Source organism: Agromyces excoecariae (assembly GCF_051715505.1).
Lineage (GTDB): Bacteria > Actinomycetota > Actinomycetes > Actinomycetales > Microbacteriaceae > Agromyces.
The window spans coordinates 396,179-412,043 of the sequence record NZ_JBPSLA010000001.1; the positions used below are offsets into that span (position 1 = coordinate 396,179).

A 15,865-nucleotide genomic window follows, 5' to 3' on the forward strand; every position below is an offset into this window, starting at 1 on the left:
GCCGCGCCCCGGCGCCGATCGGACGACACCGGTGTCTGCACGATAGGCGGTCCCCCGGCATCCCGGTATGCCGCGTTCAGGTGTCAAACTGCACGGTTCAGCCCACGGGGAGGCCCTGCGTCGAGGGCGCGAAGGCGATGAGCGGGCGTCCGGTCGCCGGGTGCGCGAGCACGTGCGCGTCGACGTTCCACACCGCGCGGATGAGTTCTGCGGTGAGGACGTCGACCGGAGCGCCGGCGGCGATCACCGCGCCGCCCGCGAGCACGATGACGTGGTCGGCGTACGAGGCGGCGAGCGAGAGGTCGTGCACGGCGGCGAGGACGCTGAGCCCGTCGTCGGCGAGGCGCCGCAGCAGCTCGAGCGTCGCGAGCTGGGCCCGGATGTCGAGGTGATTGGTCGGCTCGTCGAGCAGCAGCAGCTCGGGCTCCTGCGCGAGCGCCCGCGCGAGGTTCACGCGCTGACGCTCGCCCCCCGACAGCTGGTCGTACGGTCGGTGCGCGAACGCGGACGCTCCCGCCGCCGTGAGCGCGCGATCCACGATGTCGCGGTCGCGGGCCGAGTCGCCGCCCCACGCCGACTGGTGGGGGATGCGCCCGAGGCCGACGACGTGCTCGACCTGGAGCCCGGCGGGCGCCTGCGCGTCCTGTTCGACGAGCGCGATTCGGCGTGCGCGGTCACGGCGGCGCAGCGAGACGAGGTCGTCGCCGTCGAGCGTGAGCGATGCGACATCCGCGGTCTCCACGCCGGCGATGAGGTGCAGGAGCGTGCTCTTGCCGGCGCCGTTCGGTCCGAGCAGCGCGCCCACGGCGCCGCGGGGGACCGTGATGTCGACGCCGTCGACGATCAGCCGCGACCCTCGGGCGAAGCGCACGCGCGAGGCCTCGAGGCCGGGGCCCCGGCGCTCGTCGTTTCCTGGCCGGCCGTTCACGAGGTCCTCCGCGCGCGTAGCAGCAGCGCCGCGAAGACCGGCCCGCCGACGAGCGCGGTGAGGATCCCGACCGGCAGCTCGCGCGGATCGAACAGCGTGCGGGCGCCGGTGTCGACCCAGACCAGGAAGACCGCCCCGGCGAGCGCCGACAGCGGCAGCAGGGCGCGATGCCGAGCGCCGACGACGAGCCGCACCGCGTGCGGCAGGATCAGTCCGACGAACCCGATCGCCCCGCTCACCGCGACCAGCGCGCCGGTGAGCAGCGCGGTCGCGACGAGCAGCAGCATGCGCGTGCGCGGGACATGCACCCCGAGGGCGGATGCCGCGGTGTCGCCGAACGCGAACGCGTCGAGCGTGCGCCCGGTCGCGAGCAGCGGCAGGCCGACGATCGCGATCGCGGCCCCCGCGAGGGCCGCGGCGGGCCAGCCGGCGCCGGCGAGCGAGCCGAGCAGCCAGTTGAGGATCTCGCGGTAGCTGTCGGTCGTGGCGCTCCAGAAGATGACGAGGCTCGTGACGGCGCCGAACACGGCCGACACGGCGAGTCCGGCGAGCACGGTCGTGGTCGGGCTGAGTCCGCCGGCAGCACGGGCGAGTCCGAGCGTCGCCGCGAGCGCCGCGAGCGCGCCCGCGAACGCGGCGACGGGCAGGGCGACGGCCACGCCGAGCACGAGGACGATCACCGCGCCGACCGAGGCGCCCGACGAGAGGCCGAGCAGGTAGGGGTCGGCGAGCGGGTTCCGCGTGAGGGCCTGCATGACCACGCCGCAGATCGCGAGGCCGGCACCGACGGCGGCGGCCGTGAGCACGCGCGGCATCCGCAGCTCCCAGACGATCGCGTCGCGGAGCGGCGACAGCGTGGGCTCGCCGAGCCCGAGGTGCGCGGCGATCGACGCGAGAACGTCGCCGGGCGCGAGCCCGGCGGGCCCGATCGTCACGGCGAGCACGACGGATGCCGCGAGCAGCGCGATGAGCGCTACGCCGACGCCGACCGCGGTCGCCGTGCCCGAGCGTCGCGGGGTCCGGGCCCCGGCCGAGGGTCCGCCGTGCGGCCCGCCCTGCGGGCGGTCCTCAGGCCGGCTCGTCCCGTTCGACCCCTGACGCCGATCCGATGCGGCCTCCGCACGGCGGGCAGGCTCGACGGAGGGCCGCCCCGCGGCATCCGTCGCCCTGCCCGCCTGCGTCGACATCATCGGGCTCCGAGCTGCTCCACGATCGATGCGACCGCGTCGACGTTGCGGACGCCGGCCTCGGTCGAGGGGAAGTCGACGATCACGTAGCGGCCCTGCTGCACCGCGGGCATGGCGGCGGTCGCGGGGTTCGACTCGAGCTTCTCGATCTTCGACTCGGCGGTGTTCCACGCGGCGTCCACCAGCACGATCACGTCGGGGTTCGCGTCGACGACCGCCTCCCACGAGAGCGAGGTCCAGGTGTCGTGGACGTCGGCGGCGACGTTCGCCAGGCCTGCGGCCTCCATGATCATCTGGGGTGCGCCGATGCCGGCGCCGACGAACGGCTGGTCGTCGCCCGAGGAGTACCAGAGCGCGGTGAGGCCCTCGTCGTTCGGCTCGATCGCCTCGAGCGCGGCGCGCTGCTCGGCGACGAGGTCGGCCGCGGCATCCGTCGCGCCGAAGATCTGGCCGGCCTCCTCGAAGCCGGCGAACACGCCGTCGAAGGTCAGCGGGTCGGGCATGTAGCCCTCCTCCTTGCAGGCGGCGGGCGCGACGTAGGTGTGCACGCCGAGCTGCTCGAGGGTGGCCCGGTCGCCCGCGCCCTCGGCGCTGAGGTTCGACTCCCAGCCGGCGAACACGAGGTCGGGCTCGGCGTCGAGCGTCGCCTCCTGCGACGGGACCTTGTCGGAGAGCACCTCGATGCCGTCGGCGGCGTCGGCGAACTCGTCGGGCACGGGCCCGTCGGTGAACGCGGCGCCGACGATGCGGTCCTCGAGGCCGAGCGCGAGTAGGAGCTCGAGGGTCGACGACTTGATCGTGACGACCCGTTCCGGGGCGGCGTCGAAGGTCACCTCGGTGCCGCAGTTGTCGACCGTGACGGGGAAGCCGGACGCGGCGGCGTCCTGGCCGCCGCTCGCGTCGGCGTCGCCGGCGTTCGCCGTCGAGGCGCACGCGGCGAGCAGGGCGACGGATGCCGCGGCGGCGAGCGGTGCGATGACGCGTGCGGCTCGGGACGTGGGGTTCGTGAACGTGGGCATGGGGCCTCCGGGATGGTGTGCGTGCGTGATCCGACGAACGTCGGCGACTCGCGGCCCAATCCCGGGCCGGCCCGACCGGTCAATCCGAACCGGCGGTCACTCGTCATCATTCCACGCGGTGGAAGTGGATTCAATACTGGATTCTGGATCCAAAATGGTGCATGATCCAAGTCACGGGTGCAGGAATCCACCCGAACCACGCGTCGCAGCGTTCAACGGAAGGACGTCGCATCCATGCAGACGACACCGGTCGAGTTCTACAGCGAGGGAGACCGCCTCGCGGGACTCTGGCGCACCCCCGACAGTCCCGGCCCGTACCGGGCCATCGTCCAGGGCCCCGGATGGCTCGGGCTGAAGGACGCCAAGCTCTACGTCCGCTACCACGAGGCCCTCGTGGCCGCCGGGTTCGCCGTGCTCGTCTTCGACTACCGCGGATTCGGCGACTCGGGCGGAGACCGCGGCATCCTCTCGCCCGCCCGGCAGCTGCAGGACCTCGTGAACGCCGTCACCTACCTGACCACGCGCGAGGACGTCGTGGCCGATGCGATCGGCGTCTTCGGCACCGGCGGCACGGGCGGCGGCAACGCGGTGCTCCTCGCCGACGCCGACCCGCGAATCCGCGCAGCGGTGAGCCAGGTCCCCGTCGCCGACGGCACCGACTGGCTGCACCGCATGCGCCAGGAGCACGAGTGGCTCGCGTTCCTCGCCGGGCTCGAGGAGGACCGCCGCCGTCGCGTCGCGACCGGCGAGGGGCGCCTCGTGCACCCCCGCGAGGAGATCATGGTCCCCACGCCCGAGCGCCGCGCCACGACCATCAAGGCCGATGTCGACGACCGCATCCCGAGCGCCATCCCGCTCTCGTGCGCGGAGGAGATCCTCGCCTACCGGCCGATCGACGCCGCCGCCCGGCTCATCACGCCCCTCCTCGTCATCGGCGTCGAGGGCGACGCGACGACACCCACCGACCACGCCGAGCGGCTGTACGCCGCCGCGCGCGGCCCCAGGCAGCTCGTCATGCAGCGGCACACCACCCACTACGCCGCCTACGACCGCTACTGGGAGCAGACCACCCCGCTGATCGTCGACTGGCTCGACCGCTACGTGCGCCCGAGCCACGTCGACGTCCGCACCACCCGCTCGCCCGGCCAGGGCGAGTCCATCGATCGCCTGGAGGCACCGCAGTGACCATCGACCTAAGGATCGCCGGCGGCGTCGTCGTGACGCCGTCCGGCCCCACCACCGCCGACCTGCTCGTCGACGACGGCCGGATCGCCGGCCTCGTCGCGCCCGGCGTCGCCCTCGACGCCGACCGCACCATCGACGCCACCGGGCGGCTCGTGCTGCCCGGCATGGTCGACGTCCACGTCCACACGCGCGAGCCCGGCTACGAGCACAAGGACGACATCCTGACGACCACGCGGCAGGCCGCCGCCGGCGGCGTGACCACCATCTTCGGCATGCCGAACCTCAACCCGCCGACCGTCGACGTCGAGACCCTCACCGACGTGTTCGAGCGGTACGCGGCGACCTCGATCGTCGACTGGAACCACAACCCGGCGCCGACGAAGTTCGACGACATCGTGCCCATGGCCGAGATGGGCATCAACGCCTACAAGATCTACATGGTCGTCGACACGGGCCGCACCTACCCGCACCCCGCGGGCACCGGCATCCACGACCACGGCCACCTGCTGCAGATCATGGACCGCATCGCCGGCACCGGCAAGCGGTTCATCGTGCACCCGCACGACCAGGCGCTCATGGACTACATCGAAGGCGAGGTGCTCGCCCGCGGCGAGAACACGCCGCAGGGCTACGCCTCGGCGTACGCCGCTCGAGAGGGCGTCATCTGGGACACGGCGATCGACGTCGTGCTGCGCCTCGCCGAGGCATCCGGATGCCCCGTGCACATCGCCCACATCCAGACGCGCCGCTCGATCGAGGCGGTCCGTCGCGCCAAGGCCGCGGGCGTCGACGTCACGTGCGAGGTGAACCACTGGGCGCCCTTCCTCTCGACGTGGAAGGACGTCGAGACGCTCGGGCCGTACGCCCTGTCGTACTGGGTGCCCGACGACAACCGCACCGCCATCTGGGAGGGCATGCGCGACGGCACGATCGACATCGCCAGCTCCGACCACGCGCCCCACACGCGCGAGGAGAAGGAGATCGGCTGGACCGAGATGTGGAGCGCCCACACCGGCACGCCGGGCATCCAGTACTACTACGAGCTCATGCTCGACGCCGTGAACCGCGGCGAGCTCACGCTCGAGCGCGCCGTCGACATGGTCGCCCGGATCCCGGCCGAGAAGTTCGGCCTGGCCGGCACGAAGGGCACGCTCGAGGTCGGGGCCGACGCCGACATCGTGATCGCCGACATGCAGCACGAGTGGACGATCACCAACGACGACGTGCTCTCGAAGATCGGCTGGACGCCGTACGACGGCCGCACCATCAGCACCCGGATCGAGCGCACCCTCGTGCGCGGCCGGGACGTCTACGCCGACGGCGCCGTCGTCGGCGAACCCGGATACGGGAAGCTCGCGGCCGCGCCGGCCGACATCTCGGCCGAGACGGCCGGAACGGAAGGGAACTGACATGGCGATGAAATTCGGACTGCTGCTGCCGCACTTCGGCGAGGAGGCGAGTCGCGAGAAGCTGCTCGAGGGCTCGCAGCTCGCGGAGAAGATGGGCTTCGACTCGGTGTGGGTGCGCGACCACCTCGTCTTCGAGCCGCACGGCGAGATGGAGAAGCCGAACCGCACGTTCTACGACGCGCTCACGACGCTCACCGCGATCGGCGCGGTCACCGAGCGGCTCGAGCTCGGCACCGGCTCGCTCATCCCGTTCCGCCACCCGCTCGTCACGGCGCTCATGGCCGGCACGATCACCCAGCTCGTCGGGCCGCGGCTCATCCTGGGGTTCGGCGCCGGCACGTTCGACCACGAGTTCGAGGCGATCGGCTGGGGCGACCTCGACCGCGTCGAGGCGGTCCGCTCGAACGCCGAGATCCTGAAGCGCGTCTTCACCGAGAACGACGTCACCTACGACGACGGGATCTTCTCGTTCGAGAACGTCACGATCGAGCCGAAGCCCGTCGGCGGCCGCGTGCCGTTCTGGTACTGCGGCGCGACCCCGCGCTCGGCGCGCCTCGCCGCCGAGTACGCCGACGGCTGGATGCCGGGGCGCATCTCGCTCGCGACCATGGAGAAGCGCATCGCCAACATGCGCGAGCTGACGGATGCCTCGGGCCGCCCGATGCCGACCGTGTCGGTGATCCCGCCCACCTCCATCGAGCAGACGCGCGAGGAGGCGCTGAAGCACGTGAACATCCCGGGACTGCTCGCCTGGGCCAACAAGGCGAAGTTCGCGGTCAAGCCGCCCTCGGGTACCTTCGAGACCGTCGAGGACCTGGAGGGCCAGCTCATCGTCGGCGATCCCGACGAGGCGGTCGAGGAGCTCAGGAAGTTCGAGGCCATCGGCACCGAGCACCTGGTGTTCGACTTCCGGTTCAAGTTCGACCGCTTCTTCGAGCAGATCGAGCTGCTCGGCACCGAGGTGCTTCCGAAGATGCGCGAGCGCGCCGCCGAGCCGGCGCTGGCCTGATCGAGGGTGCCCCGTGGACATGGGAGAGGGGACTGCGATGACGACCACCATCGAGCCGGCTGAGGGCGAGGCATCCGTCTCGTCGCTGATCTCGGTGCGCGACCTGAGCGTGAGCTACGACGTGGCCCGGACCGGGAAGAAGCTCGTGGCGATCGAGGGCGTCGACCTCGACGTCCGCGAGGGCGAGTTCGTGACCGTGCTCGGCCCGTCGGGCTGCGGCAAGACGACCTTCATGAACGTGATCGCGGGGCTCGTGAAGCCCAGTGCGGGGCGGGTGCTCGTGGCCGGCGAACCGGTCACGGGCCCCGGCCCCGACCGGGCGGTCGTGTTCCAGGACTACGCGCTGCTGCCGTGGCGCACGGTCTTCGACAACGTGAAGTTCGGGCTCGAGATGCAGAAGGGCCTGAAGGGCGGCGGATGGCGCGACCGCGTGCAGGAGGCGATCGAGCTCGTCGGGCTCAGCGGCTTCGAGCACTCGTACCCGCGCGAGCTCTCGGGCGGCATGCAGCAGCGCGTGGGCCTCGCCCGCGCGATCGTCGCCGAGCCGCGGATCCTGCTCATGGACGAGCCGCTCGGTGCGGTCGACGCGCTCACGCGCGAGGTCATGCGCGCCGAGATCGAGAAGCTCATCGCGGCCACCGGCAAGACGGTGCTCTTCATCACGCACTCGATCGAGGAGGCGATCCTGCTCGGCGACCGGATCGTCGTGTTCAAGAGCCATCCGGGTGCGATCAAGGAGGTCATCGAGACCGGCCTCGCGCGACCGCGGTCGGAGCGCAGCATCCAGAGCGACCCGCGCTTCCTCGAGCTGCGCGACCACCTGTGGGACGCGCTCCAGGGTGAGGCGACCGCCGCGGCGGTGTCGAAGTGAGCACCTTCCTCGCGTCGGGGCCGAACCTCGGTCGCGGCGGCATCGGCGCCTGGCTCGCCGGGCTGAGCGCGCGCGGCAAGGCGCTCGTGCTCGCCGCCGAGGTCGTCGTGATGCTCCTGCTCTGGCAGCTCGTCGTCGGCGTGCTCGGTTGGGTCAACCCGGTCTTCTTCCCGCCGCCGTCGGCGATCTGGCAGGGCTTCCTCGAGCTGTGGTCGAGCGGCGTGCTCGCGACGAACGCGCTCGTGTCGCTGCAGGCGTGGGTCTCGGGCTTCGCGATCGCGGTCGCGATCGGCATCCCGCTCGGCCTGCTCATGGGCACGTCGCTCCCGGTCGACCGGGTGGTCGGGCCGATGGCGTGGACGATCTACGCGACGCCGACGATCGCCTACCAGCCGCTCGCGAAGGCGTGGTTCGGGTTCGGCATCGGTCCCGTGATCTTCCTCGTCGCGATCAGCGCGGTCTTCCCGATCCTGCTGAACGTCGCAGCCGGCATGCGGACGACGAACCCGTCGATCATCCGGGCCGGAACGGTGTTCGGTGCGAGCCGGTTCCAGCTGTACCGGTCGGTGTACCTGCCGTCGACCGTGCCGTTCCTCTTCGCCGGGCTCCGGCAGGCGGTCGTGCTCGCCACGATCGGCATGGTCGTCGCCGAGCTCACGGGTTCGGCGCAGGGCATGGGCGCGGTCATCATCCGCGCCGCCAACACCTACCAGACCGACCAGGCGTTCGCCGCGATCGCGCTCGTCGTGGTCTGGAGCGTCGGCATGACGCAGGTCGTGACCCTCGTGGAACGCCGGGTCGCGCCGTGGACGAGGAAGGCACGCCGATGACCGTCACCTCAGCGACCGGGACGAACCGGATCGTCCGTCCACGCCGCGTCGTCCGTTCCGGCGAGGGCAAGTGGGCGTGGCTGCTCGTCGGCGTCGTCGCCGCCGTCCTGCTGGTCTGGGAGGCCGCGGTGAGCTGGCTGCAGCTCGTGCCGGCGGCGTTCCTGCCGCCGCCGACCGAGATCATCGCCGCGTTCGTGCGGCTCCTCGGAGAGCCCGAGTTCTGGCAGGCGTTCGCGTACAGCATGGGCAACCTGCTCGTGGGCCTCGCGCTCGCGATCGTCGTCGGCGTGGTCGTGGGCCTCGCGGTCGGCTGGTCGCCCGTGCTGCGGTTCACCGTGGCGCCGTTCCTCTGGCTGCTGTACTCGACGCCGAAGGTCGCGCTCGCGCCGCTCTTCATCCTGGTCCTCGGGCTCGGCAACGAGTCGAAGATCGCGCTCGTGTTCCTGCTCGCGGTGTTCCCGATCATCCTGAACACGATGGAGGGTGCGGTCACGGTGAGCCCGTCGCTCGTGAGCGCGGGTCGCGTGTTCGGCGTGAACGGGGTGTACCTCGGCTGGAAGGTGATCTTCCCGGCGACGCTGCCGTACAGCCTGTCGGGCATCCAGCGCGGTGCCGCCCTCGGGTTCACGGGCGAGGTGCTCGGCGAGTTCCTCGGCGGCACGGGCGGCCTCGGCCACCTGCTCGAGTTCGCGGCCTACCAGTTCATGATGGCGGAGGCGATCGCCATGGTCATCGTGATGGTCATCATCGCGAACCTCACGCTCTGGCTCATCTCGACGCTGCGCCGCCGGCTGGCGCCCTGGTACGACGACCGCAAGATCGTCGGGGCGTCGTAGGGGGTTCGCGCATGCTCAAGCAGATCGTCGAGCCCGTCGGGGTCTACCCGCCGACGGCGGACTTCAGCCAGGCCATCCGCGTCTCGGGCGGCGACCTGGTGTTCGTCAGCGGCATCATCGGCATGCGAGCGGATGGCACGATGCCGGCCGACACGCGCGAACAGGTCGAGCTGGCCTTCGCCAACCTCGCCGCGGTGCTGGATGCCGCGGGCGCGACCCCCGCCGACGTCGTCAAGGTGAACGTGTTCGTCCGCGACGACTTCCGGCTCGTGCGCGACGACGTGCGCGAGATCCGCGCGCGCTACTTCACGCACGACTTCCCCGTCTCGACGCTCGTGCAGGTCGCCGGCTTCGCCGGCCCCGAGTACCGCTTCGAGATCGAGGCGATCGCGGCGGTGCCGCCAGGGGCGGATGCCGCGGCGCCGGTCGCCGCTTCCGCCCGCGCGTCGGGCGGCTGACGCGGCATCCGCCGGGCCAGAGACCGCCGGCCCCCGTCTCATGCGCGATGACGGGGGCCGGCTGCCGGGTGAAGTCGTTCGGCCGGATCGGCGATCGGTGCCCGGAGCTACTGAATCGCGGTGATGTAGACGGCGGCGCCTTGCGCGAGCGCCTGGAACGTCTGGTAGGCCATCCAGACGTATCCGTTGCTTCCCCAGTCGGAACCGAAGCTGTTCTGGATCAGCACCGCCTGCGTCGTGTCGTCGTAGCCGATGATCAACATGCAGTGCCCGACGGGTTGGTCGTTCGGCTTCATCGCGATGATGCCGTTCCCGACATAGGGGTTGGGCGTGCCGTCGTACTTGGCGAAGTCGGTGTAGAGCCGTGTGCCGTAGGCGAGCGCGTACCCCTGCGAAACGATGGTGCGGATGTTGTTCAGCCCGGTCTCGCCGAGCACGCTGACCTTCGACCACGCGGTCGGCTGGAAGTTGGCATCGGGGGAGAGTTGCGCAGTGCCGTAGGCCGTCCAGACGGCAGCGCAGGCGCTGGAACCGGGCGCGGGCTCGGGAGCCGCCTGCATCGACGGTGTGCCGCCGTTGCCCTCCAGGAACTCCAGGCAGCCGATGATCTGGCCGCCGGTGCACGTGTCGACGGGGGTACTGGACTGTCCCAGCACCTTGACGTACGTGTAGTACGGACTCGCCTGCTGCGCGCTGGATCGGGGATCGGTGATCAGCCCGGCCCGCGCCGCGGCGAACGTGGTGAGGCCGTAGGTCGACGACCAGACGAAGCAACTCGGCGTGTCCTGTCTGCCTACGGGCGGCAGGAAGTCGGCGTTCACCAGTGCGCTGGGCGGCGGCGGGCCCACGGACGGTGGCACACTCACCGGGCCGGGTTCAGGCACCGTGGGGTCGTACCCGTAGTCCATCGTGTCGTGGATCGTGGCCATGGGAGACCCCCTCGTCGGTTGCAGGCCGGAGGCCCACGAGGGTCATGTTACGCAGCGCGAGACTCGACGTGCGGCCGGGGCAAGCGCGTCCTCAGCTTGCGAGTGGCGTGCGTCCCTTCGCATGGCTGGGTGCCGGGCACGCGACGGGCCCCCGCCGTCATGCGCTGCGGCGAGGGCCCGTCGATCGTGCGGGGAGATCGGGTCAGGGGTAGGGGAGGGTCTCCGGACCGGAGTTGTCGAGGCCGAGGAGCTCCTGGGCCTTCTCGAGGTAGGCGAGCTGCGAGGTGTCGAACTCGATCGGCTCGAGGCTCTGGGTCTCGACGGTCGTGTCCCAGGCCTCGGTGTCGAAGTAGAGGTTCTGGCACGCCAGGTGGCCGTCGAGCACCCACGGACTGTCGGAGCCGCGGAGCGCCTCGACGTCGAAGTCGTTCGCCTCGTAGATGTCGAGCACCTCGTCGACGTTGTCGGGGAACTCGCCGGGCGCCGGTGCGGTCATGAAGTCGAGCGCCTTCAGCGTCGCCCGGAGGAACCGCACGAGGGTGTTCGGATTCTCCTGCACGTAGCTGCTGCCCGCGACCATGACGTCGTTCGCCCAGTTCCGCAGGGCCTCGACCGGGAACGTCGCGCCGGCCTCCTCGAGCGCGGGGCGGTCGTCGCCGTAGAACGGCTGCAGCGTGATGCGGTCGTTCACGAAGAACTCCGTCCACGACTCCGAGCCCGGGCCGGGGTAGACCACCTCGACGTCCACGCCCTCGAGGTCCCAGCCCTCCTCCGCGAGCACGCGCGCCCGCTGGAACTCGGCCGGGTCGCCAGGCGTGCCGGCGAGCACGATCGAGGTGCCCTCGAGGTCCTCGACCGAGTCGATGTCGGGCTGCACGGCGAAGTCGAAGTTCTGCCGGCAGTAGTGGCCCGAGACGAGGTCGACGTCGACGCCGCCGCGGATCGCCTCGATGACGGTTCCGGTCGATTCCACGCCGATGTCGGCGCTGCCGGATGCGACGGCCGCGGTGACGTTGTCGGCGGTGATCACCTCGACCGTGAGGCCCTCCTCCTCGTAGTAACCGAGGTCGGTGGCGAGCACGTACATCGAGTACATGGTGACGTCGGGGAACGGGATGGCCACCGTGATGTCGGTGTCCTCGGGCTCGCCGGGTTCGCCGTCGGCGAGCTCGACGGGTTCGGCGTCTGCTGCGGGGTCGCTCGCGGCGCAGCCGGTGAGCAGTGCGAACACTGCCAGGCCGGCGGCCACGGCGAGGCCGGAGCGAGGGATGGATCTGCGCATGACTCTCCATTCTTGGCGGGTTGACTCGCGGTCGGCGTCCCGCGGAGAGCGGAGCCTCTCGCGAATTGGTGGATACCGTATCCAAAATGTGCACAGCTGTCCACGGTTTCCCGACGAACGTCTTCGCGGGACGATGGGTTGATCCCGGTCTGGACGAACCGGCGCATTTTTGGATACGGTATCCAAAGCGGCGGGGATGCCGCGACCGACCGGAAACGAGGCGAACCGTGCGTGCAGCCCTCCTCCAGGCCCATGGCCTCGACGGACTCGACGTCGCGCGCGTCGACGTTCCGGAGCCGGGTGCGGGCGAGGTGCTCATCCGCGTCGAGTCGGTCGGCGTCAACCAGCTCGACCTCAACGTGATCGCGGGCCACGGGCCCGGCGCCGCCGCCAAGCTCCCCCGGGTGCTCGGCATCGACCCTGCGGGCGCGATCGTCGCGGTCGGCGACGGCGTCTCCGAGCAGCGCGTCGGGCAGCACGTCGTGGTCAAGCCGAACATCCCCTGCGGTCGCTGCGCCGCGTGCGCCGCGGGCCGCGAGTCGACCTGCCCCGCGCAGCGGGTGGTGGGCGTGCATCGCGACGGCGGCGCGGCCGAGTTCGTGGTCGTGCCGGCCGAGGTCGCCTTCGACCGTGCCGGGCTCTCGGCCGAGGTCGCCACCGCGACCGTGCACAGCCTCCCCATCGTCGTCAACGCGTTCGACGCCGCCGACGTCCGCGCCGGTGATCGCCTCCTGGTCACCGGCGCGGGCGGCGTGCTGGGCCGTGCGGCCCTCGAGTACGGCGTGCACCTCGGCGCCGACGTGACGGCGGCCACGCGGCATCCGCTGGATGACGCGCCGGATGGGCTGCGCGTGCTCGTCACCGGGCCCGACGCCGACCTGGCCGGCGCGCTGGCGCCCGGCGAGCGCTTCGACGCCGTCGTCGACGTGAGCGGCAGCGCCGCGCTCCTCGGGCAGGCGATCGCCGCGCTCGGGTGGGGCGGGCGCGCGGCGTTCTGCGCGGCATCCGTCGACACCCGGCTCTCGATCGACGCGCGCGAGTTCTACCTCTCGCGCAAGCGGCTCGTCGGCGTCGCGAGCGCCGACCTCGACCAGGTGCGCCGATCGCTCGACCTCGTGCGCGACGGCGTCGTCCGGCCGCGCATCGGCGCGCGCTACCCGCTCGAGGACGTGCGGCGCGCGTACCGCGAATTCCCGACCACGACGCCAGGCAAGGTGATCATCGATGTCCGCTGACCTCATCGACCGGCCCCGGCTACGCGCCTCGCTGCAGCGCATCGCGGAGCGCACCCGCGCCGACGCGGCATCCGCCCGCATGCGCCCCTGGGTCGCCGCACGACTCGAGGGCGACGTCGCGTCGATCTCCGAGTTCGAGCAGTACGGCACGCACTACGCGTTCCGGTCCGACGAGTCCGCCGAGCGCGGCGGCCACGACTCGGCCCCCAGCCCGATGCGGTACCTGCTCAGCTCGATCGCGTTCTGCATGCTGGGCTGGGCGGCGAAGACCTGGGCGGCGGCGGATGTCGCGGTCCGCTCGCTCGAGGCCGAGGTGCGAACGTGCCTCGACCTGCGAGGCGAGCACCTCGTCGAGGGCCCGCCGGCGCATCCGCTGTGGTTCGTGGTCGAACTCCGCATCGACGACGACGCGACGCCCGAGCGGGCCGTGGCGCTGCTGCGCGAGGCGGCGCGGCGATGCCCGACCACCTCGCTCGTGTCGAAGGCCGTGCCGCTGCACCTCGTGCTCGTCCAGCGCGGCTGGACCGTCCTCGACACCCGCCCGGACGACCTCAGGAACGAGCACCGAGAGGAGCAGACCCGATGACCGACGACCAGGGCAGACACGGCACGGATCGCCCGGCGGGCCCGCTCGCGGGCATCCGCGTGATCGAGCTCGGCCAGTACATCTCCGGGCCGTACGCGGCGAAGCTGCTCGCCGACCTCGGCGCCGAGGTGGTGAAGGTCGAGTCGCCCGACGGCGACCCCATGCGGCGCTGGGAGGGCCACGGCACGATGAGCCCGCAGTTCGCCGCCTACAACCGCGGCAAGCGCGCGGTCGCGCTCGACCTGAAGAGCGATGAGGGGCTGGCGGCGCTGCGTGCACTCGCCGGCGACGCCGACGTGCTCATCGAGAACTTCCGCCCCGGCGTCGCCGAACGGCTCGGCTTCGGCCCCGACGCGCTGCACGAGCTGAACCCGCGGCTCGTCACCTGCTCGATCACCGGGTTCGGCCCGAGCGGCCCCTACGCCGCCCGGCCCGCGTACGACACCGTGATCTCGGCGGTCGGCGCGATGTACAGCCAGGTCGTGCCCGCCGACACGCTCCGCCCGCTCGGTCCGGCGTTCTCCGACCTGCTCTCGGGCCTCTCCGCCTCGCAGGCGATCCTCGCGGCGCTGCATGCCCGCGGGCAGCGCCCGGGGGGTGAGGGCGAGCACGTCGAGGTGTCGATGGTCGGCTCGCTCATCGACTTCCTCACCGAGGCCGCGTCGACCTACCTCGAGACGGGGCAGGTCGCCGGGCCCGACTCGCGCCCGCGGCGCGCGCAGGCGTACGCGTGCGTCGGCTCCGACGGCAAGGCGTTCGTCATCCACATGTCGGTGCCCGAGAAGTTCTGGACCGGGCTCCTCGACGTGCTCGAGCGCCCCGACCTCGCGAGCGACCCGCGCTTCGCGACCCGTGAGGCGCGCGTCCGCAACTACGACGAGCTCGACGCCGAGCTGAAGGCGATCACCGAGCGGATGCCGCGGCAGCACTGGCTCGACCGGCTCGTCGCGCACGACATCCCGCACGGTCCGTTGAACACCGTCGCCGACCTGTTCGACGACCCGCAGGTCGCGTCGATGGGGCTCGTCGAGGAGATCGATGGGCCCGACGGCGCGCCGCTGCGCGTGCCCGCCCCGAGCACCGTGTTCCACGCCAGCGGTCGGCCGGCGCTGCGGGCGGCGCCGCGGCTCGGCGAGGGCGACGCCGGCGAGCTCGCCCGTGCCGCGGCATCCGTCGCCGCCGGTGCCGCCATCGAACCCGCACCCGAAGGGACCCGCGCATGACCAGCCCCGACGACCTCGTCGCGATCGACGTGCACACCCACCCGCAGACCGAGGAGTTCCTCGCCGCGATGGGCGCACGGCACCAGCAGATGGCGAAGCACTTCGGGCGGGAGCGGCCCGTGGTCTCGTTCGCCGAGCAGGCCGACCAGTACCGCGATCGGCGCATGATGGCCGTCATCGTGAACTCCGACTCCGAGACGACGTCGGGCATCAAGGGGGCGCCCAACGACCTGCTCGGTCGCGCGCAGGCCGACCACCCCGACGTGTTCATCGCCTTCGCGGGCATCGACCCGTGGAAGGGCGAGGCGGCGATCGCCGAGATCCGCCGCATGCACGACGAGTACGGCATCAAGGGGGTCGGCGAGCTCAACCCGTCGCGGCAGAAGTTCCTCGCGAACGATCCGCGGTTCTTCCCGATCTGGGAGACGTGCGCCGAACTCGGGCTCGTCGTGATGTTCCACTCGGGATTCCCGGGTGCGGGCGCCGGCACGCCCGGCGGCGGCGGCTACCGGCTCGAGAACGCCAGGCCGGTGCCGTACATCGACGACGTCGCCGCCGAGTTCCCCGAACTGAAGATCATCAGCGCCCACCCGGCCTGGCCGTGGCACCTCGAGAACCTCGCGATGGTGTGGCACAAGTCGAACGTGTACCTCGACCTGTCGGGGTGGGCGCCGAAGTACCTGCCGCCCGAGGTCGTGCGGTACGCCGACTCGCTCATCACCGACCGCGTGCTCTTCGGATCGGACTGGCCCGTCATGACCGCCGACCGGTGGATGGACGAGTTCGCGGAGCTGCCGTTCAAGGACGAGTCGCGACGGAGGATCATGCTCGAGAACGCTCGCGGACTGTTCGGGATCTGAGCCGCCCGAGACATCCGC

Annotated in this window: 16 protein-coding genes; 11 read left to right on the forward strand and 5 right to left on the reverse strand. The window is 71.6% G+C overall.

What is annotated here, in order from left to right:
* Positions 1-97 precede the first annotated feature (97 nt).
* From ACSJD1_RS01840 to ACSJD1_RS01850, 3 genes are read right to left on the reverse strand one after another with little or no spacing between them, the layout of a single operon-like run.
* The gene (locus ACSJD1_RS01840; RefSeq protein WP_438853609.1) at positions 98-871 is read right to left on the reverse strand and encodes an ABC transporter ATP-binding protein; all 774 of its coding nucleotides are present in this window, start codon (positions 869-871) and stop codon (positions 98-100) included.
* Positions 872-924: 53 nt separating this feature from the next.
* Entirely contained in the window at positions 925-2,118 is a 1,194-nt protein-coding gene (locus ACSJD1_RS01845) for a putative F420-0 ABC transporter permease subunit (protein ID WP_438853610.1), read from the reverse strand.
* Positions 2,115-3,134 (reverse strand): putative F420-0 ABC transporter substrate-binding protein, encoded by a 1,020-nt coding sequence (locus ACSJD1_RS01850; protein ID WP_438853611.1) that lies wholly within the window; start codon positions 3,132-3,134, stop codon positions 2,115-2,117. Before ACSJD1_RS01850 ends, ACSJD1_RS01845 begins: the two co-directional genes overlap by 4 nt.
* Before the next feature lie 234 nt (positions 3,135-3,368).
* Between ACSJD1_RS01850 and ACSJD1_RS01855 the strand changes: the two genes are divergently transcribed.
* Genes ACSJD1_RS01855 through ACSJD1_RS01885 form a run of 7 tightly spaced genes read left to right on the forward strand, consistent with a single transcriptional unit; the run spans position 3,369 to position 9,732 of the window.
* The gene (locus ACSJD1_RS01855) at positions 3,369-4,319 is read left to right on the forward strand and encodes an alpha/beta hydrolase (RefSeq protein WP_438853612.1); all 951 of its coding nucleotides are present in this window, start codon (positions 3,369-3,371) and stop codon (positions 4,317-4,319) included.
* The gene (locus ACSJD1_RS01860; protein ID WP_438853613.1) at positions 4,316-5,728 is read left to right on the forward strand and encodes a dihydroorotase; all 1,413 of its coding nucleotides are present in this window, start codon (positions 4,316-4,318) and stop codon (positions 5,726-5,728) included. Before ACSJD1_RS01855 ends, ACSJD1_RS01860 begins: the two co-directional genes overlap by 4 nt.
* 1 nt (position 5,729) lies before the next feature.
* Positions 5,730-6,737 carry an LLM class flavin-dependent oxidoreductase gene (locus tag ACSJD1_RS01865; RefSeq protein ID WP_438853614.1) on the forward strand — a complete coding sequence of 336 codons (1,008 nt, stop codon included), beginning with the start codon at positions 5,730-5,732 and terminating at the stop codon, positions 6,735-6,737.
* A 37-nt stretch (positions 6,738-6,774) separates the two neighbouring features.
* Complete coding sequence (locus ACSJD1_RS01870) at positions 6,775-7,608, forward strand: ABC transporter ATP-binding protein (protein ID WP_438853615.1); 834 nt, start codon at positions 6,775-6,777, stop codon at positions 7,606-7,608.
* A complete protein-coding gene (locus tag ACSJD1_RS01875; RefSeq protein WP_438853616.1) occupies positions 7,605-8,438 on the forward strand; it encodes an ABC transporter permease in 834 nt (277 codons plus the stop codon). The genes ACSJD1_RS01870 and ACSJD1_RS01875 overlap by 4 nt, the downstream gene beginning before the upstream one ends.
* Positions 8,435-9,274, forward strand: a complete 840-nt coding sequence (locus tag ACSJD1_RS01880) for an ABC transporter permease (protein ID WP_438853617.1) — start codon at positions 8,435-8,437, stop codon at positions 9,272-9,274. Before ACSJD1_RS01875 ends, ACSJD1_RS01880 begins: the two co-directional genes overlap by 4 nt.
* 11 nt (positions 9,275-9,285) lie before the next feature.
* The gene (locus ACSJD1_RS01885) at positions 9,286-9,732 is read left to right on the forward strand and encodes a RidA family protein (RefSeq protein ID WP_438853618.1); all 447 of its coding nucleotides are present in this window, start codon (positions 9,286-9,288) and stop codon (positions 9,730-9,732) included.
* Between the two features lie 107 nt (positions 9,733-9,839).
* Here the strand turns inward: ACSJD1_RS01885 and ACSJD1_RS01890 are convergent, their stop codons facing one another.
* Complete coding sequence (locus tag ACSJD1_RS01890; RefSeq protein WP_438853619.1) at positions 9,840-10,661, reverse strand: C1 family peptidase; 822 nt, start codon at positions 10,659-10,661, stop codon at positions 9,840-9,842.
* A 202-nt stretch (positions 10,662-10,863) separates the two neighbouring features.
* Entirely contained in the window at positions 10,864-11,943 is a 1,080-nt protein-coding gene (locus ACSJD1_RS01895) for an ABC transporter substrate-binding protein (RefSeq protein ID WP_438853620.1), read from the reverse strand.
* 227 nt (positions 11,944-12,170) lie between these two features.
* Between ACSJD1_RS01895 and ACSJD1_RS01900 the strand changes: the two genes are divergently transcribed.
* From ACSJD1_RS01900 to ACSJD1_RS01915, 4 genes are read left to right on the forward strand one after another with little or no spacing between them, the layout of a single operon-like run.
* The gene (locus tag ACSJD1_RS01900) at positions 12,171-13,178 is read left to right on the forward strand and encodes an alcohol dehydrogenase catalytic domain-containing protein (protein ID WP_438853621.1); all 1,008 of its coding nucleotides are present in this window, start codon (positions 12,171-12,173) and stop codon (positions 13,176-13,178) included.
* Complete coding sequence (locus tag ACSJD1_RS01905; RefSeq protein WP_438853622.1) at positions 13,168-13,764, forward strand: OsmC family protein; 597 nt, start codon at positions 13,168-13,170, stop codon at positions 13,762-13,764. Before ACSJD1_RS01900 ends, ACSJD1_RS01905 begins: the two co-directional genes overlap by 11 nt.
* A complete protein-coding gene (locus ACSJD1_RS01910; RefSeq protein WP_438853623.1) occupies positions 13,761-14,987 on the forward strand; it encodes a CaiB/BaiF CoA transferase family protein in 1,227 nt (408 codons plus the stop codon). Before ACSJD1_RS01905 ends, ACSJD1_RS01910 begins: the two co-directional genes overlap by 4 nt.
* Positions 14,984-15,847, forward strand: a complete 864-nt coding sequence (locus ACSJD1_RS01915; RefSeq protein ID WP_438853624.1) for an amidohydrolase family protein — start codon at positions 14,984-14,986, stop codon at positions 15,845-15,847. Before ACSJD1_RS01910 ends, ACSJD1_RS01915 begins: the two co-directional genes overlap by 4 nt.
* The last annotated feature ends 18 nt before the right edge of the window (positions 15,848-15,865 follow it).

What these genes read in the sequence shown, in the direction of transcription:
- ACSJD1_RS01845 (WP_438853610.1), bottom strand. Translation starts at nt 2,118, where the DNA reads ATGATGTCGACGCAGGCGGGCAGGGCGACGGATGCCGCGGGGCGGCCC.
- ACSJD1_RS01850 (WP_438853611.1), bottom strand. Translation starts at nt 3,134, where the DNA reads ATGCCCACGTTCACGAACCCCACGTCCCGAGCCGCACGCGTCATCGCA.
- ACSJD1_RS01855 (WP_438853612.1), top strand. Translation starts at nt 3,369, where the DNA reads ATGCAGACGACACCGGTCGAGTTCTACAGCGAGGGAGACCGCCTCGCG.
- ACSJD1_RS01865 (WP_438853614.1), top strand. Translation starts at nt 5,730, where the DNA reads ATGGCGATGAAATTCGGACTGCTGCTGCCGCACTTCGGCGAGGAGGCG.
- ACSJD1_RS01870 (WP_438853615.1), top strand. Translation starts at nt 6,775, where the DNA reads ATGACGACCACCATCGAGCCGGCTGAGGGCGAGGCATCCGTCTCGTCG.
- ACSJD1_RS01880 (WP_438853617.1), top strand. Translation starts at nt 8,435, where the DNA reads ATGACCGTCACCTCAGCGACCGGGACGAACCGGATCGTCCGTCCACGC.
- ACSJD1_RS01885 (WP_438853618.1), top strand. Translation starts at nt 9,286, where the DNA reads ATGCTCAAGCAGATCGTCGAGCCCGTCGGGGTCTACCCGCCGACGGCG.
- ACSJD1_RS01890 (WP_438853619.1), bottom strand. Translation starts at nt 10,661, where the DNA reads ATGGCCACGATCCACGACACGATGGACTACGGGTACGACCCCACGGTG.
- ACSJD1_RS01895 (WP_438853620.1), bottom strand. Translation starts at nt 11,943, where the DNA reads ATGCGCAGATCCATCCCTCGCTCCGGCCTCGCCGTGGCCGCCGGCCTG.
- ACSJD1_RS01905 (WP_438853622.1), top strand. Translation starts at nt 13,168, where the DNA reads ATGTCCGCTGACCTCATCGACCGGCCCCGGCTACGCGCCTCGCTGCAG.
- ACSJD1_RS01910 (WP_438853623.1), top strand. Translation starts at nt 13,761, where the DNA reads ATGACCGACGACCAGGGCAGACACGGCACGGATCGCCCGGCGGGCCCG.
- ACSJD1_RS01915 (WP_438853624.1), top strand. Translation starts at nt 14,984, where the DNA reads ATGACCAGCCCCGACGACCTCGTCGCGATCGACGTGCACACCCACCCG.